We start from the raw sequence: 25,577 nt of genomic DNA, 5'->3' as shown, positions 1-25,577 counted from the left end.
TGTACTAAAAAATTTTATAACCAGAAATGGTAATTGTACTCGAAAAATTAAGCAAGGTCTGGTCATAACCCGTATTCTGAGTTACTTTAAATGTTATCACGTCGCCGGCTGTTAGTTTAGTTGTAAACATAGAGGTAGTACTTGTATAACTAACCGCAGAAAAACCAACAAAATGATAGTATTGATACATGAGTGTTCCATGATTATAAAGCCCAACGATAACCTGTGCATTTGATAAATTGGTATTAAACAAAAACAATGGATTTACATTGAACTGATAAAGCCCGGTTATAGGCACTGTAAACTCTCCGGTTGTAGGATTGAAATTAAACCCATCATCAAAATGTTCGGTAAGCCCATCAATTACATACGCTGTACCACTATTCATTAATTTAGTATTGCTCATGTAAGCCGCAAAGCCTATGCCTCGTTCTTCCCACGCAGGTGTCGCATTTCCTTTCGAAACAAGTACCATACCAGGGCTACCAGTAAGGTCGTTAGCGGCTTGCAGAGGCCCTGTAAGTTTAATACCGCTCTGTGCAATTAATTGCTGATTCACCGTAACAACACCACTTGTTCCATTAATATTCATTCTTGGAGTATCTCCTGTATAAAAATTAATGTCATAGTTATTTTTTGAGCCAATCTCAAAAGTATTGTTGATAGCCTGTATATAACCATTCATTAAAATACCATCATAAAGAGAAACATAGGGCGAAGTACCCTGAAAGCGGGCAGCCTCACCACTCGTATTTATATGAAACGGAACACTTGCTACTGTTCCAGGGCCAATACCTATCGAAACAGGTGTTGTTGTTACCTGGCTTAGGCATGTACTCATAATAAAGAAAAATAAAATAAGGATAATTAGGCTAGTTTTCATGGCTATGATATAAAAATCAGTAAATTTTGTATCCAATTAGTGCTCTACTTGTCAAGCTGCCATTGTCTCCAATATCCAGGCTGCCACCTGTAGCCTGTAAAATAGAAAACTTAACAGTATCATTTTGCTGTAATTTTATTCGGAATGCAGCAGTAATATTATTAGCATAGCTAGCTGAACTTCTAATAATAAAATTATGCTGCTGTGATAATGTATTGTTCAGATATAATCGTAGGTATCCTCTTACATCAGGGCTACTAGGTAAAATCGGTATCGGAAAAGACAAATCAAAAGCATACAAACCGGCTGAAGGAGCTGTAAATATACCTGTGGTTTTGTCGAAACTATTTCCATCGTCAAACAACTCATTGAAACCACTAAGAAAGTTTTCAGTGGCATTTGGCACTATATACCCACCTGCTGCAAAAAAACTTGCCTGAAAACCAATCTGCGGATTCTGACTGATACTACTCCAGACAGGGGTTCCATCGCCCAGCGACATGAGTACGTCGCCAAGAAATCCGGGATTGTTAGCAACTCTGAAGGCCCCTACCAGATTAATACCCGCCCCTGCATTTATCCGGGAAAAAGCCGTAATACCCGAGCCATCGCCGTAAATCTTTAAACGTTGTGTATCACCCGTATAAAAAGTTATGTCATAATTGTTTTTTGAACCCAACTCAAAAGTATTGTTAATAGCCTGAATATATCCGTTCATTAGAACATTGTCATAAAAGCTTATATAGGGTGTTGTACCCTGAAACCTTGCTAGCTCACCATTTTTATTAATGTGTAATGGAATATTAGAAAGTGTGCCTGAACCAATACCAATTGAATAAGGCAGGGTACTCACTTGCGCCAATGAAATTTGTGTAATTAATAAACACAGTAGAAGTTTCTTCATCCTGTTATACAATTTTAGATACCCAAAAATCTTAAAAAAAAGTATCTGAAAACAAGAGCCAATGAGTAGTTAGCAGCCTTGAGTTAATAACTTGTAGAAAATAGCAGAAAACTGGTAGTAACTATTTAGGTATAATAAGTATGATTCTTGTACCAGCAGGCTGGTTATTAGTATCGAATTTATCAACTATTTTGTATTGGATATCCCATTCATGAATTTTGTTGAGTAACTTCAGCCTTTCTTCATTAAGCTTTAAACCCATTGACCGATGTCCATCAGAATTATTTTTTAATTCTCTGGCTTGCGTTCTTCCAATACCATCATCATCAATCAATATTTCAATATACTGGTCTAAATCATTTACAACCAGTTGCAAGATGCCTTTTGTTGGTTTGTTAGCCAACCCATGTTTAATTGCATTTTCAATATAAGGCTGAAGCAGTAATGCCGGAATCATTATATTTTTGGTATCTATATCAGATGATAGCTCAAATACAAAATCAAATTTCTTCTGAAACCGTAATTGCTCAAGTTTAACGTAGAGCTGGGCAGTAGTGAGCTCTTCGTGGAGTGTAACAACCTGCTCTCTGGATTTTTGCAAGATTGAGCGAATCAAAGTCGAAAAATCGGTCAGATAATCCGCAGCCTCATCAATTTTATTTTTGATAATATAACTCTTGATAGAATTCAGGCTGTTGAACAAAAAATGTGGGTTAATTTGTAAACGCAGAATATTAAGTTCTGAAACCGATACAGCTTGTTCTAAATCATTTTTCTGGTTAATAACCTCAACAGATTTATAAACTAAGCCCATAGAAAAAAACAAAATCTCTAATAGAATACAGCTATTAAAAAACACATTAGGGTAGTGTTCAAGCAAATCAGAGCTTTGGGGTATCCATTGCAACCAACTGGAAATAAAACCAAAAATACCGCCTAGCAACAAAAATGTGCTGCCAATTTTTATATAAAATGCCAGCTGAGTTTTGATTTGGTATAAATAAAATAAAACCAAACAACCAAATACCGAAAGATATACCTGCGTGAATATACTCAGGTAAATTTCCAAATCGTATTGATGTAAGACAATTGTCAGAAGCAGTTCTAATACTATAAGCACACCAATGCTTTTAAGCAAAAACCTGATAGTTTGCGTAATGAATTTATGCGAATGCGTATATAGCAAAAAATGACTGATAAAGAGAAAATAAAATAATTGTGCAACAAGCACATAAAAGTTTTGCCTGAGCGAAGTAAGAAAAAACGGCAGGTATTTAATGCCATAAGAAACAAACGGAGAATGCTCAAACCCCCAAATGGCAAATGCCGACATAGCAAATAAATAAAGTGAATAGTACAAAATATACTGTTGCCTGTTGAGCACATATTGCAGCAAAGTAAAGACGCCTAAAAACAATAGTATGGCAATTAGTGAATAATTAATTACCATTGCGAAGCGGTCATTGTACAATGTTTTTTCTTTATTGAGAGCTTCCTGCTTATACGTAACAAGACTTGGTTGAATAGTTACTTTCTTAAGCGAAAACTGGTTGATTCTGACATAATAAGTATAGGTTGCTTGTGAAGGAATAACAATAGGAATATATGCACCATCATACCTGAATGGTCTTCTTGAATCAGGCATTAGCCTACTGGCGTCGGCTACTTTCATTATCTTTGAATTGTGGGTTACATATAAGGTAGTGTAAAAACTGCCACCAGCCGAAAAAAGTCCTTTCAGGGTGTCGCCTGATGTATTTTTTAACCTGAACCTCAACCATATATCGGCGGCGTATCTTGAAAAATGATCAAATTCCGGCAAATAACTAAGTGCTTGAAATTCTTTTTCTCTTATCGCTTCTATCGATAAATTATGTGTAGAATCAAGAAAAAACGCTGTATGTTCAGTCAGGCTAAGTAATTCTTTTTTATAAAAAGAACTATCAATATTTATTACTTTTTGTGCACTTAAACTCTGGTAAATGTTACAGAATATAAATAATAAGATAGTCTTTTTCATAGCGTTATCTTTTCATAACTATCTCACTTGATCAGATTTAATAGTTTATTTTTGTTAGCGCGCGATACCTGCAAAACTGTACCGTCATTGAGCACTATTGAGCCAGACTCCCCCTTAATATACTTTTTTACATAGTTAAAATTTACCAGATATGAATTATGAATACGGGCAAAAACCGCATCGTTGAGGAGCCCTTCAAACTCTTTCAGGGTTTTTGAAATCAGAATTTTTTCTTGCCCTTGTAATACAATGGTTGTATAATTACCTTCTGCCTTGGCATAAACAATTTGCTGTGTGTTCACAAATTCATAACCTTCGAAGGTCGGAATAGCCACCTGCTTTTTCTTCAGGCTATCTTTCTGCATATTTGCCAGTAAAAGAGCTATATTCTGATTGATACTGTGGTCTTTTTTTTTGTTTCTGAGGCGGTCTGCCGCTCTTATAATACTTTCTTTACTTGTAGGTTTTACCAGATAATCAACCGCACAAAACTCAAATGCTTTTAGTGCAAAGTTTTCGTATGCAGTTACAAAAACTACGTCAAAATCTATCTGATTAACCTGTTTTAATAAATCAAACCCATTTAAGACTGGCATCGAAATATCAAGAAAAAGAGCATCAAACTTATTTTGGTTAATGTATGGGATTGCGTCCAGAGGGTTATTAAATTTTTGCAGAATTTGAAAATCAGGACAAAATCTGGTTAGCTCTGCTTCCAGAACATCCAGACACTCATCTTCGTCGTCTACTAAAACTACAGAAGTCATTTGGGCTAATAATAGGTTTCTCTCAAATTTATCTTTTTTTCATATTCTCACCAAACCAATTTCAAAAATAAGCAATTAAGCTTAGTTTGCACAAAGCGATATTGATGTATCCTAAAACCTCTCCGATAAAATTCGTCCAAATATTTTACCGATACTATTGCAAATATTATGCAAGCATACTATTTTTGCTTTATCCACTTAATGAGCGTAAATCAGAAAACTATGGCAGATACTATTGAATATAAAGTACCAACTATGGCAGAAATGGCAATGAACGGACAAGCGCCTGAAATTCTTTTCTGGGTAGGTTGTGCAGGTTCGTTTGACGACCGATATAAAAAAGTAACCATTGCATTCGCCAAAATTCTGAACAAAATCGGTGTTAATTTCGCTGTTTTGGGTACTGAAGAAAGTTGCACAGGCGACCCCGCTCGCAGAGCCGGAAACGAGTTCACGTTTCAGATGCTAGCCCAGCAAAACATTCAGGTGCTTAATGGCTACGGCGTAAAGAAAATAGTAACTGCCTGCCCGCATTGTTTCAATACCCTAAAAAACGAGTACCCCGAGCTAGGTGGTACTTATGAGGTTATTCATCATTCGCAATATTTGCAGCAACTCATAAACGATGGCCGAGTAAAAGTAGCCGGAGGTGAAACTTTTAAAGGCCAGAAAATCACCTTCCATGACTCTTGTTACTTAGGCCGTGCCAATGAGGTTTACGAAGCCCCTCGGCAAGTACTGGAAATACTGGATGCTGAACTGGTAGAAATGAAACGCTGCCGTACCAATGGTTTGTGCTGCGGTGCCGGAGGTGGACAAATGTTTAAAGAACCAGAAAAAGGCAATAAAGATGTAAACGTTGAGCGTGTAGAAGAAGCATTGGCAACAGGTGCTAAAACCATTGCAGTGGCTTGCCCCTTCTGTATGACAATGATGGCCGACGGTGTGAAGAACAAAGAAAAAGAACATGAAGTAAAGGTGTATGATTTAGCAGAATTGCTCATACAAACACTTTAAGTTGATTATTGGAAAGAACTTTTACAGGTGAATTCGATGTTTAGCTAAGAGAATAAAACCTGTTTATGTATATATCTTTTGAACAAATCCCCGCAAGTGCACGTGTCTGGATTTATCAGGCTAACCGCACTATGACCGATGCCGAGGTCAGCCAAATAGAAACAACCTTACAACCTGCTGTAAGCAAATGGGCCGCTCATGGGGCATCGTTGCTGGCGTCGGTAAAAGTATTATTTAATCGTTTTGTAGTAATTGCGCTAGACGAAAACCAAAACGAAGCCAGTGGTTGCTCAATTGATGCCTCTACACGCTGGTTTAAAGATTTAGGTAATCAATTAAATATCGATTTCTTTGACCGCTCTCAGGCTTATCTTGACGGAGAAGAAATCAAAACTTTCTCGATTTTTCAGCCTAAAAAAGCTATTGAAAGTGGCTTGGTTTCTGCCGACACCCTCATTTTTGTGAATAATAACAATATTCATACACTGGCTGATTTATCAACTAATTGGCAAGTAAAAGCCTCGGAAAGTTATCTGAAAAGATTTTTCAATAATGTAGGTTCTCTAGCTTAATCATAACTTCTCTTAATCAATTTATATGGAATTAGGTATCAGTACATTTGGAGAAGTAAATCCAGACGGTGTAGCAGGTAAAGCTTTAAATGCGCATGAGCGCATGCAGGAGTTAATAGCCGAAGGCAAGCTGGCCGATGAAGTTGGCTTAGATGTATTTGCCGTAGGTGAGCACCACCGCCCTGATTTTATTATTTCTGCACCTGAAGTAGCATTGGCAGCTATTGCTGCCGTTACTAAAAATATTCGTTTGTCGAGCTCTGTTACTGTTCTAAGCTCGGCCGACCCTGTGCGTACGTATCAGAATTTTTCTACACTAGACCTAATTTCAAATGGTCGGGCAGAGATTCTGGCGGGTAGAGGTTCTTTTATAGAATCATTTCCGCTTTTTGGCTACAGTCTCGACGATTACAACGAGCTATTTGTTGAAAAACTAGATTTGCTCACAAAAATTAATCAGTCTGAAATTATCTCATGGAAAGGTAAGTTCAGAGCGCCTATTCATCAATTAGGTGTATATCCTCGCCCCTACCAACCTACAATTCCAATCTGGCTGGCGGTGGGTGGCACGCCGGCTTCGGCCATCAGAGCGGGCAAAATGAATCTGCCTATGACTCTAGCCATTTTAGGTGGCAGACCTAGCCAGTATGTATCTTTTGTGAATCTTTACCGACAATCATATAAAGAAGCCGGGCACGACATGGATAAATTCCAACTAGGTATCAATTCGCAGTTTTATATTGCCGACACCTCTCAGGAAGCTGAAGATGAGTTCTGGCCATCTTACGAAAAACTCATGAACCGGGTAGGGAAAGAGCGTGGCTGGTCGCCTATCACACGTGAGCATTTTGAATACCTATGTTTGCCCGATGGACCATTGTTTGTAGGTAGTCCGCAACAGGTTATCGACAAGATTTTGTATCAGGCAGAGCTTTTCAAGCATACACGTTTTCTGGCACAAATGGTTAAGGGCGATATTCCACATGCCAAAATCATGAAATCTATTGAGTTGTTTGGAACAGCCGTAGCCCCTGTGGTTCGCAAAGCCCTTCATGTAACAAAATAAGTATTATTATTTCAACGAATCATGGCCGAGACCCTGTATATACCTCAAGCTGCCTCACGCAAAGAAATTTATGATAGCTTGCTTCCACAAGTAGAAGGCTTAATAAGCACAGAACCTGACACAATAGCTAATCTGGCAAATATAGCAGCAGTGCTAAAAGAAGCCTTTGGTTTCTTCTGGGTTGGTTTTTATATCAAAAAAGAAAATCAATTGGTTTTAGGGCCATTTCAGGGGCCCATTGCCTGCACACGTATTAATTTCGACAAAGGCGTGTGTGGATATTGCTACCGCACAAAAGAAACTGTAATTGTGCCTAATGTTGATGAGTTTCCGGGACATATTGCTTGTAGCTCGGCCTCAAAGTCAGAAATTGTAGTGCCTGTTTTTGATAATAATGGCGATGTAACAATGGTGCTTGATGTAGATAGCGATAAGTTAGACGATTTCTCGGAAGAAGACAAAGCAGGTTTAGAACAAATGATGGTTTTGCTACAAAAAACTTTTAAGGCATAAGGCATGAATAACCTATTCCCTATATTTTTAAAACTCGAGCAATTACACACCCTGATTGTAGGTGGTGGAAATGTGGGTTTAGAAAAACTAGAGGCAGTTCTACGCAACTCGCCCGAAGCAACAGTTACACTTGTAGCACCCGAAATAAGAGACGAAATCAAGGCATTGGCGCAAAGCCATAAGCTTACTTTAGTCTTTGAAAAATACGATAGTAAATACCTGCAAGGGAAAGATATTGTAATTGCTGGAACTGATGACAAGGCCGTAAATCAACAAGTGCAGGAAGATTGTAAGGCACACAAAATACTGGTAAACATAGCCGATACCCCCGACCTGTGTGATTTTTACCTAAGCTCGGTTGTGCAGAAAGATGATTTAAAAATAGCTATCTCAACCAATGGCAAATCGCCAACCTTTGCCAAACGTTTCCGTGAAGTATTAGAAGAAATATTGCCAGATACTTTGCAAGAAATCTTAGATAATCTGCAGAGTATCAGAAATAAGCTAAAAGGCGATTTTCAAGAAAAAGTTCAGAAACTGAACGAGATTACGAAAGTAATGCGTGAGAAATAAGCCATAAAAAAACTCCTTTGTCGTTTCTGGCAAAGGAGTTTTTTCTTTACGAAGTCTATCCGACATTACTTTCACCGAATAAATTCGGTGACTAAAACAACAAAGGAATTATTTTATGGTGTAAAGCGGACTTAAGTCCGCATATGTAAGAAAAACTACCTTTGTTATATTAGACAGCAATCGCAACGGCGCCCGTTTCATTCGCTGATACTATAAGACCTTAACCAGAATATCAGGCAACAGCCAATGTATTTTTTCTTTCGCCAATTTGTTGTCTCCACATAGCATAGTACAACCCTTTTTCAGCTAATAATTCTTCGTGTTTGCCTACTTCTACAATCTGCCCTTGCTCTAGTACAAAAATTCTATCGGCATGCATTACTGTGCTTAAGCGGTGAGCAATCATTACCGTAATATAATCGCCTTGAGCCGTTACAGCTTTTACTGTATTGGTGATTTCTTCCTCTGTCAGCGAATCTAGCGCAGAGGTAGCTTCATCAAACACAAATATTTTCGGGTTTCTCAGTAAAGCACGGGCAATTGATAAACGTTGTTTTTCTCCTCCCGAAATCTTAATCCCTCCTTCTCCTATAATAGAATCAACACCATTCTCGGCACGGGCCAATAATGTCTGGCAAGCTGATTTTTCCAGCGCATCCATTATCTCTTTATCCGTAGCATTGGGCTGTGCAAAAAGTAGATTTTCTTTAATAGTACCCGAAAACAACTGCGTATCCTGTGTTACAAAGCCAATCTGTGAGCGTAACTCTTCGATATTAATTTCATCAGAATGTAGATTGTTGTAGTAAATAGTACCGTATGACGGATTATACAAACCTACTAGCAATTTCACCAATGTAGTTTTCCCTGAGCCTGATGGGCCTACGAAAGCAACGGTTTCGCCCTCTTTTACTTCAAAGTTTACTTTCTCTAAAGCATTGGTAGCAGCGGTTAAGTGCTTAAAGCTCACATTCTCAAATTGCAGGTGTTTTACTGCCCCCAACTTAGTCGGAAACTCAGGTGTAACCTCAATCGGTTTCTTTAATAAATTATCAAAATTATTCAACGAAGCCTCAGCTTCACGATACGCAATAATCACGTTTCCGATTTCCTGCATAGGGCCAAAAACAAAGAACGAATAGAACTGTAAACTTAGTAGCTGCCCTACGGTCATTTGCTCTCTGAATATCAGGAACAACAAGACAAACAAAATACACTGGCGAAGAAAATTAACGAATGTACCCTGCACAAAGCTGATACTACGCACCCCTCGCACCTTTTTAAGCTCTAGTTGCAGAATCTTAAAAGTATTCTGGTTTAGTCGTTTAATTTCTTGCCCTGTCAACCCTAAGCTTTTTATCAATTCAATATTTCGTAGAGACTCTGTGGTTGTTCCGGCTAAAGCGGTTGTTTCTTTCACAATCACTTTCTGAATCTCTTTTATTTTGCGACTTAACACCCTTGTCAATGCCGCCAATGCAAATGCACCAACAAAATAAATGCCAATTAACCAAGAATTAACGCTCAACGAATAAACTGTAAGGAAAACAATACCCACCAACGAGGTAAAAGCCACATTAATAAATGAAGTAATAAATTTCTCAGAGTCAGTGCGTACTTTCTGCAAAATCGAAAGTGTTTCGCCACTTCTCTGGTCTTCAAATTGCTGATAAGGCATTTTCAGCGTGTGTTTTAGCCCATCGGTAAACACATTAGCCCCTAGTTTCTGAATAACCATGTTTACTACATAGTCTTGTAGTGTTTTGGCTATACGGCTCACCATAGCCACGCCCACAATAGCACCTAGCATCAATAATACACCCTTCATAAATTCGGGTTCGGTAAAATCTTTGGCTCTATTGGCATATTTGTCAATCAGTTTTCCAAAGATGTAAGGGTCAAGCAACGAAAAAGTTTGATTAATAGCTGCTAAAACCAATGCAAGAACAACCTGCCAACGGTAGCGGCTGAGATAGTGTAAAAGAAGTTTCATCGACGATTTTCCCTGGGAATAAGTATAGGTTACAAATAAAACAACAAACTGCTATTATAAATAATTCCAAACTTTTGGCCTCTTAACTTACAGTTTAAATCAATTTTCACCCAAAATCATCTTGCAAATTACCATTCTTATAAAGATTCTTTTTTATCTTTAATTTTTGACAAAACTTTGTGACACAAAACTGAACCGATATGACACCCGTTAGTAAGAGTACTTTTATCAGAAAAGTAAAAGATATTACCATTGGCAGTACACTTGCATTGGCTATTTTAGGCAGTAGTTTCACTTTCCAGAGCTGTAATAACGACTCTGACAGTGATTATGAATACGAAGAAGTAGAAGTATATACAAAAGGCGTAAAAACCTATATTTCTGAAACTTCGAAAGGCGTTTTCAAAATCACTGACGAAGTAGAAGTACCCGCCGATAGCTCAAGAGCCATTGTTACTTACCTTGATGGTAAAAAAGATACACTTTCGCCCAAAGCTGTAAAGGCTTTGATTGATGATGAAGTACGTACCAACTCAAGTAATATCGGTAGAAGTGATAATTTATCAAATGCACTTTTGTTTGGTGGCATGGGCTATTTGCTGGCTAAAACCATCAGCCCTAACTACTCTAGTTATCGACCTGATGTAAGCCCTAATAGTGGTATTGCGCAGGGAGCAGTATCGAAAAAAGACAGTAGCCGTCGCCGTAGCCACGGTTATTATGGCGGTGGTATGTGGCGATACTATGCTACAGCAGCGGCTTTTCAGAAATCTAGCGGAATTCATCAGAATATCAGCCATTCACGCACTACTATGTCGAGACCTGTGGGTGGAAAAACAGGCTTTTTCCATAGCTCAAGTCATAGTAGCCACCGTTCTTAATTTGCTAAGCGATTTCAGAATCGTTCAGCCAATTCTTAATTGTAATCCATCTTATGAAACTGAAAAAATTAATAACACCTCCGCAACAATCGCTCAGAAACGCAGGTTGGGACTGGATGTTAGGAGAAGATACTTTGCCTTATATTACCGACGACATGGTTGTGGTGTCGGAACAAGAGGCCGAACAATATTATGAAGCCACCAACGAGCTTTATGAAATGTTTATCGAAGCGGCTCAACACGTAATTGATAACAATCGCTTTGATGAATTGGGTATTCCTGAAAATTTGGTACCAATAGTAAAATACTCTTGGGATAACGATAAACAATGGCATTTATACGGGCGCTTCGATTTAAGTGGCGGTATTGACGGAAAACCCATTAAACTCATTGAATTTAATGCCGATACAGCCACTTGTATCCCTGAAACGGCTGTGGTGCAATGGGCTTCGCTCAAAGCCAATAACCTTGACGAAAGCCAGCAATTTAATACGCTTTATGAGAGACTGGTCGAGAATTTTAGAGAATTGCAAAGCCAGAATCCGGGCTTTCAGCCTAGTTTGCTTATCTCTACCATGAGAGATTACCCAGAAGACGACACGAATATGCAGGTACTCGGCGAAGCAGCCAAAGAAGCAGGTTTTGAAGTAGCTTTTGAATATATTGATGAAGTAGAGTTTTCGGCGACTGAAGGTATTTATAAGCAAAATCCGGCAGACGGTAGTTTTACTAAATATGATTATTGGTTTAAACTTGTACCTTGGGAATACATTGGCTGGGACGAGCCGGAACTGGCAGAGATACTGACCAATATTGTTACCAATAAAAAAGCGATTGTTCTGAATCCTGCTTATACTTTACTGTTTCAATCGAAAGGTATTTTGAAAGTATTGTGGGAATTATACCCGAATCACCCGCTTTTATTGCAAACCGAAAGCAAAGCATTACAAGGGAAACAAAGTGTGGAAAAAGTACTATTTGGGCGTGAAGGTGCCAATGTCAGGATTCTTTCTGCTGATGGTTATGCCTTAGAAAACAACGACGGAGAGTATTTTGAACAAAACACAGTCTTTCAGGAGTACACCGAATTTATACAAGACAAAACAGGAAACTATTACCAGGCAGGTGTATTTTTTGCAGGTGAAGCCTGTGCCTTAGGCTTCCGCAAGGGTGGTAAAATCATTGACAACAAAGCCCAGTTTTGTGGGCATATTATAGAGTAAGACATTGAACATTTATGAAGTGGTAATTACCACTTCATAAATGTTTTAGTATCTACTAAATTCTTTTTATTATCGTATATTCTTACTATATATTTACCTTTCATCAAGTCTGAAATATTTATAGTCATCAAGTTAGTTACAGGAAAAAATTCTATAAATCTAACATCATCATATAGAATTTTTTTTCCTGACATATCAATTATTTCAATGTAGGAAAACGAAGCTTGTGGTGAATAAATTTTCAGTTCTTTATCAGAAGGATTGGGATATAAAAACACTTCATTAGGTCTCTTAATTGAGATAGTATTAGAGTATGCATACAAATGAAATAAAAAAACTTGATCGTTTAAGCTCATATTAGCCATTATGGTTGACAAAACTCTAAACGTATGAGTTGAGTCATATCTATAATACTCATCGATAGGCAATTGTAAGGTAGTATCAGTAGTACTATACCAGGCTTTAATAATGTCTCCTTTCTTATCAATTACATTAATAGTATATTCTGTTTTTTCTTTCTTTATAAAGCTACTATCTGCTTCTATAATAAATGGGCTCCATTGAAACTTCCCGGTGGTCTCCGAGAATAATTTAATAGTACAGCTTTTCCCTGATAATTCAGATTTCTTACCACACTCACTGATATATCTGTATGTGTAACAATAATGATTTTTTTCAGTATCTACACCCCTATCATCAAATTGATTTAGCCGACTTTCACCTATCTTAATCATTTCTCCGCCATTGATAGACCGATAGTATTCATATTTTGGTAAATTGAAAGCAGAAAACACATTATACCTGATTTCATTTTTCCCGTTACTTCCAATAGAAACTATGCCAAAGCTTTCTTTTACAACTGGTAATATTTGTATAACAGTTGGGTCTACCAGTATCTCCTGTGATTTTATTTCTGTCAATCTTCGGGGCTCAGTTTCTGTTGAATAAGTGCTGATTAACATGTAAAATCTGTGCTTTTTTGAACAGTTTAAGCCTTCAATATTTAAAATAGTATCTGATAAAGAAGAAAGCCACGCCCAATTTTTATTGGCGCCGTCTTCTTCCATATAAACTATCGAAATAAGATTGTCTTTATTCATATCTAGCTCAATCTTATCCCATTCAAGTCTTACTTCTGTATCTGAAATTAAAGTAGATTTCAAGCTAACTGAACATACTTCGTTTGAGACAGTTTCATCTTTAGTAATTGAATCTTTTTGCAATACCCTAAAGCAGTAATTCTTATCGCTTTCTAGTCCAGTGAGAGTGTCTTCTATTACATCAGCATTTTTTCTAATTTTAAACGGAGAATCAATCCAATCAGTCGCATTTTTCAAGCGATATTGTACTACATAATCAGTGTTTAGAATACCATCCGTTATAGTTAGTCTTGCTTCTTTTCCACCATTCATACCTTCTAACTGGCTAATAAAAGGGGCAGTTGACTGTGCATAAGTATTGGTAAGTGATAAAAATAAGCCAATTATCACAGCAGTTTTTAGCGTAAAATGTAAGCGCATTTATTATAATTATTCAGAATCCTATTTCAAACTTTTTAAATATCTCAAACTTAAAGGGAGGTGCTTTTCTACTTCTGCGTTTTCGTCTTCTATATAATAATATTTCACACCTGACTGAATGGCAGCTCGTAGTATCTTAGGAAAATTCAATTGCCCTGTGCCTACTACTACATCAGAGGTTAGCGGTGTATTACCTGATAATTCACCTGTTTCTTGCCCTGGTTTCATATCTTTGATATGAATAGCTACGAATCGGCCTTTGTGCTTTTTAAGCAATAAGGCAGGGTCTTGTCCGCCATGAAAAGCCCAGTAAACATCGCACTCAAAACTCACGTTTTTAGCATCGGTTTTCTGAACAATGTAATCAAATATAGTACCTTCTTCGCTGGCTTTAAACTCGTAGCCGTGGCAATGGTAGAAGAAATGAAGACCTGCTTTGGCTAGCTCTGCCCCTGCTTTGTTAAAAATAGCAATGGCTTTATCGGCATCTGCTTTTCCAAACTGATTAGGTTTATGAGGAATCCACGATGTACCAACATAAGTAACACCTAGCCCTTTGGCTATTGCAATTACTTTATCAAGGCTATCTCTGAACAAATGAAAATCTAATAGCGTGCTATAAGGTGTGATGCCTACTTTATCGAGTTCTTTCCTAAAATCTTCGGGCTTCATACCATAAGTACCTGCTACTTCTACCTCTTTTATGCCTAGACCCTTAACATATTCTAATGTTTTTGGTACATCTATTTTGAAATAATCTCTCAGGCTATAGAGTTCAAGTCCTATTCTTCCGTCAAGTGCTCTGCTGATATTAGGTAATTTAGGACCTGTGCCGTTTTGCAACCACATATCTACGCTTGGTGTTTTGTAATTATAAGGTTTCGATACAATATCTATATCACCATCGCCATCTACATCGTAGGCGCGCCCCTCATGAAAATCAACTCCCTTCTGGAAAGTCGTCTTTCTGAATCCTCCCTTACCATCACCATACAAAATAAATGCCTCGGCATTTGCATTATCAGGCTCTGTTTTGCTCTCTGTCCACTTGGCCATTTCGGCACAAAAAATATCTAAGTTACCATCATCATCAATATCGGCGGCCTCTAATGTATGTGCATGAACTAATTCTCTGCCTATTAAATCTTTGGCTTTCCAGTTAGCTGTTTCTTCTGCGCTACCTATACATTCATAATACAAAAGTCTGCCTGTGCCATCTCCGGGAGAAACTACTATCTGCATCTTTTTTCCTGCTCTGAATTTAGCTACTACTACCCGCCCGCCTTCTTCGCCGAACTTAATGGCTTTAAACTTGCCATCAACATACTTAAACCAGTAATTGCCTGCTATTAAGTCGGTAAAGCCATCGCCATCCACATCGGCAGCCACGCAACCTTCGGCATACCACGATTTCTTTTGTTTATCATCTGCCGCAAATATCGGTTGATAGTCCCATTTTGTGCTTCTTGAAAGGTCTTCGGGTATATCGGCTATAAATAGTGTTTTTGCTCCCTGATTCCAGAAAGCTAGTTGGGCTTTTCCTGTTTGTTTGAAATCGCCAAAAGCCTGGTCGTGGTGTTGAGGTTGACCGTCGTTTTTAATCTCTTTGCGTCTCCAAGGTACATTAGGATTATAGAAAGGAAATGGGTTTTCCCACCACCATACTTTATTACTTTGTGAGTCGCCGCCAAAAACAAGGTCTTTATCTCCATCGTTATCAATGTCAAAAAAAGCACCTCCGGCTTCTATTGTAAGCAATTCTTTTTCAATGGCAAATTCTCGCCAACCTATAGAAGACTCATATTTAAGGTAGATTAATGAAGGTGCTTTTTCCTGACCCGCCATCACAAACTCCTGTATACCATCATTATCAATATCTACAACCAAAGAAGCCGTTTGTTGCGTGTTTTTCCAACTTAACGGAATCTCTTCTGATGTTGAAGAAATCTTTTCCCATTTTTGTGCCTGTGTAGCAATAGTGAATATCGAGCAAAATGCAGCGAAAAGAATACGTTTTTTCATATAGTGTCATGAATACAATCTTTGCAAAGATAGAACATAAAAATAGCAACACATCTATTGTGCTGCTACTTATTTATAGGAATGAGTATGAGCGAATCAAGCAATTATTTCATTAATTACTTTGCCGCCAACATCTGTTAGTCTGAATGGTCGCCCCTGAAAATCATAGGTCAGTTTTTCATGGTTCAGCCCTAGTTGGTTCAGAATAGTGGCTTGCAAATCGTGTACATGTGTTTTGCCTTTCACTCCATAATAGCCAATTTCGTCGGTTTCTCCGTGTGTAAAGCCTTTCTTTATACCTCCTCCGGCCATCCATACTGTGTAAGCTTCTACGTGGTGGTCTCGTCCTAAAAATGGTGCAGGCTTATTATCTCTATTTTCCTGCATCGGCGTTCTGCCGAATTCGCCGCTCCAAACTACCAATGTTTCTTCTAACAGACCTCTTTGTTTTAAATCAAGCAAGAGTGCCGACATAGCCTGGTCGGTCTGGCGGCATTTTTCCCACAAAGCACCTTCTATAGATTCAGATTTACTAGAGCCGTGCGTATCCCAGCCCCAATCGTAGAGTTGAACAAAACGCACGCCGTTTTCTACCATTTTTCTGGCTAACAGACAGTTATTAGCAAAAGAGGTTTGTCCGGGGCTTGTACCATACAACTCATGGATTTTCTGCGGTTCTTTCGAAATATCCATTGTTTCGGGCACGGTCATTTGCATATTAAATGCCAGTTCGTATTGTGAAATACGTGTCAGAATCTCAGGGTCTTTAAACTCTTCGTACTGGCGCTGGTTGATTTCATTAATTGTATTAATGGCTTCTCGGCGCAAATCCCGGCTAATGCCTTCGGGGTTGTTGACATACAAAACAGGCTCACCGTTCGAGCGGCACTGTACGCCCTGATACACTGATGGCAGAAAACCACTACCCCAGATACTCTTGCCTCCCTCGGGATATTTACCACCAGAAGTAAGTACAATGTAACCCGGTAGGTTCTGATTTTCGGAGCCTAAACCATAGGTGGCCCATGCGCCCATACCCGGTCGCCCTAACCTCGGGCTACCCGTTTGCATAAACAATTGTGCCGGAGCATGGTTAAACTGGTCGGTGTGCATGGCTTTCAGAAAAGATACTTCATCGGCCATATTCTGAAAGTACGGCAGATAATCCGAAATCCAGGCACCTGACTGCCCATGCTGCGCAAATTTACCTTGTGGCCCGAGCATCTTGGGTACACCTCTGATAAACGCAAAGGTTTTGCCTTTCAGGTATTCTTCGGGGCATTCTTTGCCATGCCATTTTTCCAGAGCAGGTTTATAATCAAATAACTCTAATTGTGATGGAGACCCTGCCATGTGCAGGTAAATAACACTCTTGGCTTTTGGGGCAAAATGTGGGAGCTTCGGCAATAGTGGATTATCAATCAACGAATCTTTGGTAGTATTAAAACAACTCGTGAGCGAGCCCAGAGCCATCATACCTATTCCGGTAGTGCATTGTTTCAGAAAATGCCTACGTTTAATAGCCTGTAAATTTGCTTCGCTTACTTCCTGAAAGAGATTCATTGTTTTTATGTTTTACTGCTTTGTTACAAATTCATCAAGGTTCATAATTGCATTGGCTACAATAGTTAATGCTGCCGTTTCTGCCTGTTGCTTCTCTTCTTTCAGAAAAGCTTTACTATTTTGTGGTTTTGCTTTAAATTCTTCTAAGGATACCTGATACAATCTTTTAAGTGCCTCACGGTCTGGCTTAGGAGCATCGTGTATGAAAATACGCCGATACGCCCAGTTAATTTGTTCATCAATGGTTGATGCATTATGTTGCATCTGTATAGCTATACTTTTAGAAGCTTCGACAAACACAGGGTCGTTGAGCAGTTGTAAAGCTTGCAGAGGCGTGTTTGTCCTGATGCGTCTTTGTGTACAAATCTCACGGCTTGGGGCATCAAAAGTAATCTGTTGCGGATACGGCCCCGTGCGGCGTGCAAAAGTATAAATGGCTCTGCGATACTGGTCTTCGCCCTCGCTTTGTTTATAATTAAGGTTACTGTTAACCGCCTGCCACACACCATCAGGCTGATAGGGCATTACAGGTTTACCATACATTTTGGTACTTAACAAACCACTTACTGCTAGTGCCTGATCTCTTACCATTTCAGAGTTCATCCGGATTCTCGGTCCATGTGCCAATAGCCTGTTTTGTGGGTCTTTAGCTGCTAAGCCTTCACTGCCTACCGATGCCTGCTGATAAGTTGCCGACATAAGCATATATTTAATTAATGGCTTCATTTGCCATTTGTAGTCGGCTCTGAACTTGATAGCCAGAAAATCAAGCAATGCTGTATGCGATGGCTTAGAGCCCTGTGTACCAAAATCTTCGAGGGTTTCTACCAAGCCAATCCCAAACAACTGCTCCCAGAAACGGTTAACCATTGTACGAGCCGTCAGCGGATTATCTTTATCCAACAGCCATTCTGCCAAACCTAATCGGTTTCTTGGTGCACCATTCGGGAAAGGGTTCATCGAACGAGGTACATCGGGGTAAACTTCCTTGCCATGTACTAACCAGTTACCCCTTTCAAAAACATGGGTTTTACGCTCATAATCATCATCACTTTTGAGCATAATAGGTGTATTCTGCGTTTTGGCTGTGAGCAGATATTTAAAATCATCAAATTTTTTCGGTTCTCCTTTCGGGAAATCCTCCAGAAAAGTGAACCAGTTTATCGAAAATACATCCTGTTCAGGTTTCAGGCGGCTGTTTGTGCCTACCAGATATAAATCATGCCTTCCTTTAGTAGCTTTAATCGGAATAAAAAGCAGTTTATTTCTGGCGGTAGTATCCAATTTAAGCTTTGTCAGAATTTCGCCGGTAGGGCTCCCTTTTCTTAATTCAAGCCAGCCACCTACATTCTTATTGGCGTAGCTAATCAAAAAAGTGGTTTTGTTGTCTAGTTTTATACCTGGCAATCGGCAAGTACCTGTATGTCTTAAACCAATATTTCTATCGCCCAGCAAAGCCCCATTTACGTAATTATCGGCATAATGTGCATGATGGCGAGGCTCCAGATTCCTTACCAGCTTATTATAATAGTTACTTTTTTCATTACCTAGATTGCTCTTTATCCAATGTGTAAGACTATCTAGTTTTTGCTCATCTTCGTCCGAAAACTCACGGTAATTAGGTGCTTCGTCTTGTGTGTCTTCGTCACGGGTATTGTTGAAGAATGCCATAATCTTATAGTATTCTTCATTGCGGAATGGGTCATAAGGGTGGCTATGGCACTGTACACAGGCAAACGTAGTTCCCTGCCATACATCAAAAGTAGTATTTACTCTGTCTATCACAGCCGCAACCCTGAACTCTTCATCTACTGTGCCTGTTTCATCGTTATTCATCGTATTCCGATGAAAAGCCGTAGCAATTAACTGATTTTTAGTAGGCGATGGCAACAAATCTCCTGCTAATTGCTCTTTAGTAAACTGGTCGAAAGGCATGTTGGCATTGAACGCATCAATCACCCAATCCCGATAACGCCAGATAGTCCGTCCATTATCTTTCTGATACCCCCTGCTATCTGAATAACGAGCCAAATCGAGCCACATAGACGCCCAACGCTCACCAAATTGCTTTGATGCCAATAATTCATCAACCAGTTGCTCATAATTGCCCTCACCTGTTACATATTTTTTTATTTGCTCTGCCGTTGGCGGAAGCCCGACAATATCCAGACATACTCTTCTTACAAGCGTTGCCTTATCAGCTTCTTTGGCTGGCGATAAACCTTCTTCTTCGAGCTTTGCCTTTACAAAATAGTCAATATCGTTTTTTTCCCATTTATCAAAGCTGAATAGTCCGGCAAAAATCCCTTTGTTAGGCACTTTTACATCTTTAGGAGCTACATAAGCCCAATGGTCGCCCCATTTAGCGCCTTCTTTTACCCATTGCGTAAGAATAGCTATATCTTCCTGGCTCAACTGGGCTGCTTTATAAGGCATTCGTTCGTCGGGGTCAGTATGGGTAAGACGTTTGATAAATTCGCTTTGCTCGGGGTGAAAAGGTATAATAGCAGGTTTCCCTGATTTTGCTGTAGCCAGTGCTTCACTACGAAACAAAAGGCTGAAATCGCCTTGCTTTTTTACACCTCCATGACACGAGATACAATGTTTGTTGAGAATTGGCTTTACTTGTGTACTGTAATCGACGGTATCAGCCGAACCATCGTTAAAATAGCTCCAACCAATAGAAAGTGTAGCAACAATAAGAGCTGATATAATAAAAAAGCGAATCCGCATGTGTGTTTAAGCCATAAATATCTAACAAAGTTAGTTTATAGTCTTACCATTAGCCACTACATTCCTGTTTTTTTCTTGTACTTTTTTGATATTATTTGTAAAATATACAAGCAATGATTTTGGATATAATCTAAAGGAGATAGTAAATAATTTGCGTCAGAAATTCCAGAAACAAGCATTTGATGAGTATTTTAAGCTATATTTACTATTCAATCTATTCACCTTTACTTATGAACCTCCATTTGTTCAGCAAAAGCATTACGCTATCGTTTTGTTTCATTCTTTTGGCGCATCTAACATTTGCCCAAGCTACTAATAAGGTAATCTCGTTTTTCCCGCCTGACACAAAGCTATATGGCAATGTGCCGTATGCAAACGATACACTCAAAAAGCATCTGCTAGATATTTATATTCCGGTCAATGCCAAGGCAGATATGCCGCTGGTTGTGTGGATACATGGTGGCGCCTGGACACACAACGATAAATATGCCGACATGGGCTATATGAAAAAAACTATCGGAGCTATACTTAACAATGGCTTTGCCCTCGCCTCTATCGATTATAGGTTCAGCACCGATGCTGTTTTTCCGGCACAGATACAAGATTGTAACCAGGCACTTGAGTTTCTTTACCAGCATGCTGCTAAATACGGTTATAATAAAAACAAAATAGCCCTAATAGGTTTTTCGGCCGGAGGCCATCTGGCTTCACTTCTGGCTTTATCTCACAACAATCAGGTAACTTCGTTTTATGCGCCTAAAACCAAAAAATCATTTAAGATAAGTGCAGTGGTTGATTTCTATGGCCCTGCCGATTTTTTAGCTATGCTGAAACCACAGCAAGAAGTGACTCAGAAAGATGCTGTGAGTACATTATTAGGTGCATCGCCCATAGATAGACCAGATTTGGCTAAGATTGCCAGCCCCGCTAGCTATGTCGATAAAAACGACCCTCCGTTTCTTATTATTCATGGCGAGAAAGATGAATCTGTACCACCTACACAATCTAAATTACTGAGTTCATGGCTTACTTTAAGTAAGGTAAAAAATGAAGTGATTATTGTAGCAAATGCCCCTCACTATGGCGAAATGTTTGACCAAGCCGCTATCAAAGATAAAATCATTGCTTTTTTAAACACTGAGCTACGTTAAAACATTTTATACCACGAAATAAGCAACAAACGACCACTCAGTAAAAATTGCTTAATTTTTCTACACTTATAATTGTATGCTAGCATCATGAGTCCCTAATTTTACCAAAAAAAATTTAGATAGCCAATGAAAAAAATCAAGCTTTTGCTCATCTACGCGATAAGCACCTATGCTGTTTATGCCCAAAGAATAGAAGCAACGAATCCTAGTACTACGGCCTCAGATTTTACCATTAGAGGTATTATGTCTTCAAGTAGTGCAGGGGGCTTTTCAGCCGGAATCAGAGGTATTAATAATAGTACAAATAGTACAGGTATTGGTGTTTATGGTAGTCATAATTCAGGTGGCTGGGGGGTTTATGGCATAAGCCCAACCGGTATTGGTATATTTGGCAATGCAACAGGTGCAGGTGGCGTTGGGGTATATGCACAAAGTACATCAGGTATCGGGCTTTCTGCTTATTCTACCAATAACATTGCAGGTAATTTCGGTATTGGTGTTAATACAAACAATAATCCTGTAATAAATGCTTCTACAGTAGGGAATGGTCCGGTTGCTAATCTTAAAGCCCTTGGCTCAGGTGTAGGAGTAATTAGTAATACAGGTGGTGGCTTTTCGGTACATGGTATTACAACCGCTCAAACTTCGGCAGGTATTGTTGGCGATAATAATGGTGCCGGAGAAGCTGTGGTAGGTAGAACCACAAGTAATATTGCCGGAGCAGTAGTAGGCCGTAATGATGGTGGTGGTTATGGTGTAAGAGGGTTTGTAGCTAGTAGTACTTCAGGTACAGGTATAGGGGTATTTGGGCAGGTAGGTATAAACAACAGTACTGGCCGAGCTGGTAGATTCCAGAACTATAATCAAGACAATACCACAGGCAATACATTTGAAGTAGAAACCAATGGCAATGGAAATATCCCTGATAATACGCAAGGTAATGCCGCTTCTTTTTTAGTAGACAATACATATAGCGTAGCAGCCGGAGTAAGGTCTGAAGTAAAGACTATCTTTGGTAATTTTGGCGCTGCAGGCTTATTTGGTATTTCATCAGGGACAGGTGGGTTTGCTGGTTTATTTCATGCTTCAAATCCACAGGGAAACGGGCGGGCACTTGTAGCATTAACAGATGGTAATGGAAACGCCATTACTGCCAACGCAGGCAAAGATGGTAATGCGGTAGAAGCTAACATTGATGGTGCGGGTAATGCACTTTATGCGTGGGTACCTTCTTTTGCAACAGGCAGGGCAGGTAGATTTGAAATATTTAATGAAGATAATGAAAATGATGTAGTTTCAGTAAAAACTGTAGGTAATGGTACAGCTATCAATGCAAAAGTTGACCGAACCACAGGTACATCTCCAGCTTTGAAAGGAGAAGTGAATAGTATTTTTGCCAACTTCGGCACAGCAGGAGTCTATGGAATTTCTTCGGGTACTGGTGGATATGCAGGTTTGTTTCACGCATCAAATCCATCTGGTAATGGTCCGGCAGTATTAGTTATTACAGAGGGTAATGGAAATGCAGTAACAGCCAGTGCAGGAGGCTCAGGTGATGGTATAGAAGCTACTGCTGATGGAAACGGAAATGCTATTTTTGGTTGGACACCTAACTATGCTCTTAGTAGAGCAGGCCGCTTTTCTAATTTTAATACATCAAATTCACGCGAAACACTATTAATAAGCAATGCAGGTACAGGCACAAATCTACTTGTGAATCATACAGGCTCAAGTGGGAATCTGGCTATTTTTCAGAGTGGAGGTGCTAACATAGTTCGTATCAATAAAGCCGGCAAAGGATTCTTTAATGGTGGTACTCAAAACAGTGGTGCTGATATTGCAGAAGCATTTGATGTGAGTAGTTCGGTGGATGATTTTGAACCTGGCGACGTACTGGTAATTGCGGTTGATAAAGACCGTACGGTAGAAAAATCAACTGAACCTTATTCTACGCTGGTAGCGGGTGTATATGCTACTAAACCGGGCGTACTACTTACCGAAGAAGATATTGATTCAGATTTATCAGGTAAAGTTCCTATGGGTGTTGTTGGTGTTATTCCAACCAAGGTTTGTCTTGAAGGCGGCCCTATTAAAAGAGGTGATTTACTGGTTACTTCTTCTAAACCAGGCGTAGCCATGAAAGCTGATAGAAGCAGAGTAGAAGTAGGCCAGGTATTAGGTAAAGCCTTACAAGAGTTTAACTCTGAAACCATTAGTAAAATAAATGTATTAGTAAACGTTAAATAAGAAGTCATGAAAAAGAATTTTTATATTACTTTAGCAGCCATACTCATGCTTTCTATAAACCTGAAAGCACAAACAACCGAATCTGGAGAGAGTTTGAGCAGTCAAATCAAAAACAATAGAGTTCCGGGCTGGCAATATGCACCGCCTAAAGTTGGCAATTCAATATCTAAGAAAAACTTTGAAGGTTCAAGCCTTGCAAAAGCACTAAAAGAAGGGACAGTAGAAGGCATGAAATTTCTTTTTTCACCTGTTCCTGCGGCTAATACTGGCATAGCTAATGCAAAACCAAAATTAGGTCTTGCCAGCGAAATGAGTGCCAGTGAGGCTAAAGCAGCACGAGACAAAGAACCACAAGCAAACATAGTACAGCCGAATATTCCTCAAGAAGGTCAAAAAGAATAAAAAATAGTTTACTTTTATGCTTGAAAAGCTACTCCCGCTAGGGTAGCTTTTTTTATTTTTCACATCTTAGCATAATACTCCTCAAAGATGCTAAAGCTGCGTGGTCTGCCGAAGTTAACACCAGAAGAAATGCAAACTTGGTAAAACAAGTTGATGCCTACCTGCCTACTTTTAAGGTAATTAACTCTGTAAAAGGCATAGACCATGCTTATCGAAATAGTTATCTTATACTAAGCCTGAAGCTAAAAATAGATACTAGCCAACAACTGTTACTAGTTTTATTAGGTAAAAATCTCTTTATTTGTTATTTGAGTTTAAACACAGAAAATGGCAAATAGATATAAATGGTTACTAATTGTTGCAGGAATTGCAGTAGTTGCCCTTAGTACCTGGTACTATTCAGGCTTAACCAAGCAAACAAAAGACATTGAAGGAGTTGCCGAATATGATTCTATTGCGCCAAAGATGCCCTACAAAAAAATACCGTTGCAGGCATTTAGGCATGTTGTAATAAATTGTGACCTTGGCCCCGTAAAAGTGTATTTTGAAGCCGACGAAAAACCTCAGATTGAGATTCACCATACATTTATAAAATATGTTGAAATGAGTTATAGAGGCGATACCCTTGTAATCCATAGTTTTAAAACGCCCAAATCAAGCAAAGAAAACCCTATTAACAGGCAAATGTATATTCATACACCTGTGGTAAAATCATACACGGGCGAAGCCACTCAGACTTTTTTCTCCAATTTCAGTGCGCCATATATGAAAATAGATAGCCGAAGCAGTTATATAAGACTAAACGCCTGTGAAATTGAGCAACTAGACCTTACCACTAACAAGTCTTGCAACTATATGATTGGTTCTGACTGCGCTTTTGATAGAGTAAATGCCAAGATAAATCCCAGCAGTGCTATGACCATACTGGGCTATGTGGAGTCAGAGTTTTTTCTTACGGCCAATAATCTACAAAATATCCGATTCGGTGAGAATATCCGCAAGTTTAGAATGAGTAAGTATAAGAAGTAACCTTAATCAGGTACTGAAAACTTATTATTTTTTTTCCAAACCTTGTCCAATCTATTGAAGTTCATTTGATATGCTATTAAAAAACAATCTCTCACATTAAATTTTTTAAAGCAATGGACGAATACATGTTGATTTTCAGACACGAAGATGGCGGCAAAGTAGCATCGCCGGAACAAATGCAAAGCTGGATGAAACAAACTATGGACTGGATTGGCGGAATAGCTGCTCAAAATAAATATGTAGGCGGTAATGGCTTGCCACTTGAAAGCAGCAGAGTTGTGGGGCACAATAATATTGTAACCAATGGCCCATTTGGTGATATTAAAGAAACAATTGGTGGGTATATTATTGTAAAGGCCGAATCTATTGACGAAGCTGTTGAATTTGCCAAAGGCTCGCCCGTATTACAAGGCGAAGGTAATACAGTAGAAGTCAGAAAAATTGCTAAAGGCGATGGTGCTCACTAAAAATTCAGAAGCCTCTAACACTTGTATAGAG

21 protein-coding genes are annotated in these 25,577 nt (G+C 39.0%); 12 read left to right on the top strand and 9 right to left on the bottom strand.

Translation table 11 applies throughout. The features are described from left to right. Positions 1–4: 4 nt before the first annotated feature. The 4 genes from WAE64_RS05085 to WAE64_RS05070 form a co-directional block, all read right to left on the bottom strand. Positions 5–841, bottom strand: coding sequence for a C1q-like domain-containing protein (locus WAE64_RS05085; RefSeq protein ID WP_340235146.1), 837 nt, complete (start codon positions 839–841; stop codon positions 5–7). A 58-nt stretch (positions 842–899) separates the two neighbouring features. Next, a complete protein-coding gene (locus tag WAE64_RS05080) occupies positions 900–1,787 on the bottom strand; it encodes a hypothetical protein (RefSeq protein WP_340235145.1) in 888 nt (295 codons plus the stop codon). 121 nt (positions 1,788–1,908) lie between these two features. Beyond that, entirely contained in the window at positions 1,909–3,807 is a 1,899-nt protein-coding gene (locus WAE64_RS05075; RefSeq protein WP_340235144.1) for a histidine kinase, read from the bottom strand. Positions 3,808–3,830: 23 nt separating this feature from the next. Continuing rightward, positions 3,831–4,574: a LytR/AlgR family response regulator transcription factor gene (locus tag WAE64_RS05070; protein ID WP_340235143.1), complete on the bottom strand. Its 744-nt coding sequence runs from the start codon at positions 4,572–4,574 to the stop codon at positions 3,831–3,833. Between the two features lie 222 nt (positions 4,575–4,796). Between WAE64_RS05070 and WAE64_RS05065 the strand changes: the two genes are divergently transcribed. The 5 genes from WAE64_RS05065 to WAE64_RS05045 all read left to right on the top strand — a co-directional run bounded on the left by WAE64_RS05065 (position 4,797) and on the right by WAE64_RS05045 (position 8,315). Further along, a complete protein-coding gene (locus WAE64_RS05065; protein WP_340235142.1) occupies positions 4,797–5,591 on the top strand; it encodes a (Fe-S)-binding protein in 795 nt (264 codons plus the stop codon). Between the two features lie 65 nt (positions 5,592–5,656). Further along, positions 5,657–6,163, top strand: a complete 507-nt coding sequence (locus tag WAE64_RS05060; RefSeq protein WP_340235141.1) for a hypothetical protein — start codon at positions 5,657–5,659, stop codon at positions 6,161–6,163. Between the two features lie 25 nt (positions 6,164–6,188). Further along, positions 6,189–7,229: an Atu2307/SP_0267 family LLM class monooxygenase gene (locus tag WAE64_RS05055; protein WP_340235140.1), complete on the top strand. Its 1,041-nt coding sequence runs from the start codon at positions 6,189–6,191 to the stop codon at positions 7,227–7,229. A 21-nt stretch (positions 7,230–7,250) separates the two neighbouring features. Beyond that, a complete protein-coding gene (locus WAE64_RS05050) occupies positions 7,251–7,742 on the top strand; it encodes a GAF domain-containing protein (RefSeq protein WP_340235139.1) in 492 nt (163 codons plus the stop codon). A gap of 3 nt (positions 7,743–7,745) precedes the next feature. Continuing rightward, a complete protein-coding gene (locus WAE64_RS05045; RefSeq protein ID WP_340235138.1) occupies positions 7,746–8,315 on the top strand; it encodes a precorrin-2 dehydrogenase/sirohydrochlorin ferrochelatase family protein in 570 nt (189 codons plus the stop codon). 232 nt (positions 8,316–8,547) lie between these two features. On the opposite strand, the gene WAE64_RS05040 is transcribed toward WAE64_RS05045, so the two are convergent. Further along, positions 8,548–10,308 (bottom strand): ABC transporter ATP-binding protein, encoded by a 1,761-nt coding sequence (locus WAE64_RS05040; protein ID WP_340235137.1) that lies wholly within the window; start codon positions 10,306–10,308, stop codon positions 8,548–8,550. A gap of 200 nt (positions 10,309–10,508) precedes the next feature. Here WAE64_RS05040 and WAE64_RS05035 point away from each other — a divergent pair, with 200 nt between their 5' ends. Then, entirely contained in the window at positions 10,509–11,189 is a 681-nt protein-coding gene (locus tag WAE64_RS05035; protein ID WP_340235136.1) for a Cj0371 family chemotaxis-regulating polar lipoprotein, read from the top strand. 53 nt (positions 11,190–11,242) lie between these two features. Beyond that, a complete protein-coding gene (locus tag WAE64_RS05030) occupies positions 11,243–12,412 on the top strand; it encodes a glutathionylspermidine synthase family protein (RefSeq protein WP_340235135.1) in 1,170 nt (389 codons plus the stop codon). A 26-nt stretch (positions 12,413–12,438) separates the two neighbouring features. On the opposite strand, the gene WAE64_RS05025 is transcribed toward WAE64_RS05030, so the two are convergent. The 4 genes from WAE64_RS05025 to WAE64_RS05010 all read right to left on the bottom strand — a co-directional run bounded on the left by WAE64_RS05025 (position 12,439) and on the right by WAE64_RS05010 (position 20,250). Continuing rightward, positions 12,439–13,932 carry a T9SS type A sorting domain-containing protein gene (locus WAE64_RS05025; RefSeq protein WP_340235134.1) on the bottom strand — a complete coding sequence of 498 codons (1,494 nt, stop codon included), beginning with the start codon at positions 13,930–13,932 and terminating at the stop codon, positions 12,439–12,441. Positions 13,933–13,953: 21 nt separating this feature from the next. Further along, positions 13,954–15,954, bottom strand: coding sequence for a TIM barrel protein (locus tag WAE64_RS05020; RefSeq protein ID WP_340235133.1), 2,001 nt, complete (start codon positions 15,952–15,954; stop codon positions 13,954–13,956). Between the two features lie 96 nt (positions 15,955–16,050). Then, complete coding sequence (locus tag WAE64_RS05015; protein WP_340235132.1) at positions 16,051–17,517, bottom strand: DUF1501 domain-containing protein; 1,467 nt, start codon at positions 17,515–17,517, stop codon at positions 16,051–16,053. A gap of 12 nt (positions 17,518–17,529) precedes the next feature. After that, positions 17,530–20,250, bottom strand: a complete 2,721-nt coding sequence (locus tag WAE64_RS05010) for a DUF1553 domain-containing protein (protein WP_340235131.1) — start codon at positions 20,248–20,250, stop codon at positions 17,530–17,532. Positions 20,251–20,480: 230 nt separating this feature from the next. Here WAE64_RS05010 and WAE64_RS05005 point away from each other — a divergent pair, with 230 nt between their 5' ends. From WAE64_RS05005 to WAE64_RS04985, 5 genes are all read left to right on the top strand, one after another. Further along, on the top strand, positions 20,481–21,401 hold the full coding sequence (locus WAE64_RS05005) for an alpha/beta hydrolase fold domain-containing protein (protein ID WP_340235130.1): 921 nt from the start codon (positions 20,481–20,483) through the stop codon (positions 21,399–21,401). A 126-nt stretch (positions 21,402–21,527) separates the two neighbouring features. Beyond that, positions 21,528–23,648: a hypothetical protein gene (locus WAE64_RS05000; protein WP_340235129.1), complete on the top strand. Its 2,121-nt coding sequence runs from the start codon at positions 21,528–21,530 to the stop codon at positions 23,646–23,648. Positions 23,649–23,654: 6 nt separating this feature from the next. After that, positions 23,655–24,050, top strand: coding sequence for a hypothetical protein (locus WAE64_RS04995; RefSeq protein WP_340235128.1), 396 nt, complete (start codon positions 23,655–23,657; stop codon positions 24,048–24,050). A 327-nt stretch (positions 24,051–24,377) separates the two neighbouring features. Further along, complete coding sequence (locus WAE64_RS04990) at positions 24,378–25,079, top strand: hypothetical protein (RefSeq protein ID WP_340235127.1); 702 nt, start codon at positions 24,378–24,380, stop codon at positions 25,077–25,079. Positions 25,080–25,192: 113 nt separating this feature from the next. After that, positions 25,193–25,546 carry a YciI family protein gene (locus tag WAE64_RS04985; RefSeq protein ID WP_340235126.1) on the top strand — a complete coding sequence of 118 codons (354 nt, stop codon included), beginning with the start codon at positions 25,193–25,195 and terminating at the stop codon, positions 25,544–25,546. The last annotated feature ends 31 nt before the right edge of the window (positions 25,547–25,577 follow it).

Origin of the sequence: Emticicia soli, assembly GCF_037860775.1 — a bacterium.
GTDB lineage: Bacteria > Bacteroidota > Bacteroidia > Cytophagales > Spirosomataceae > Emticicia > Emticicia soli.
Note: the sequence above shows the minus strand (reverse complement) of the source record. Positions and strands in the feature narration are given on the sequence as shown.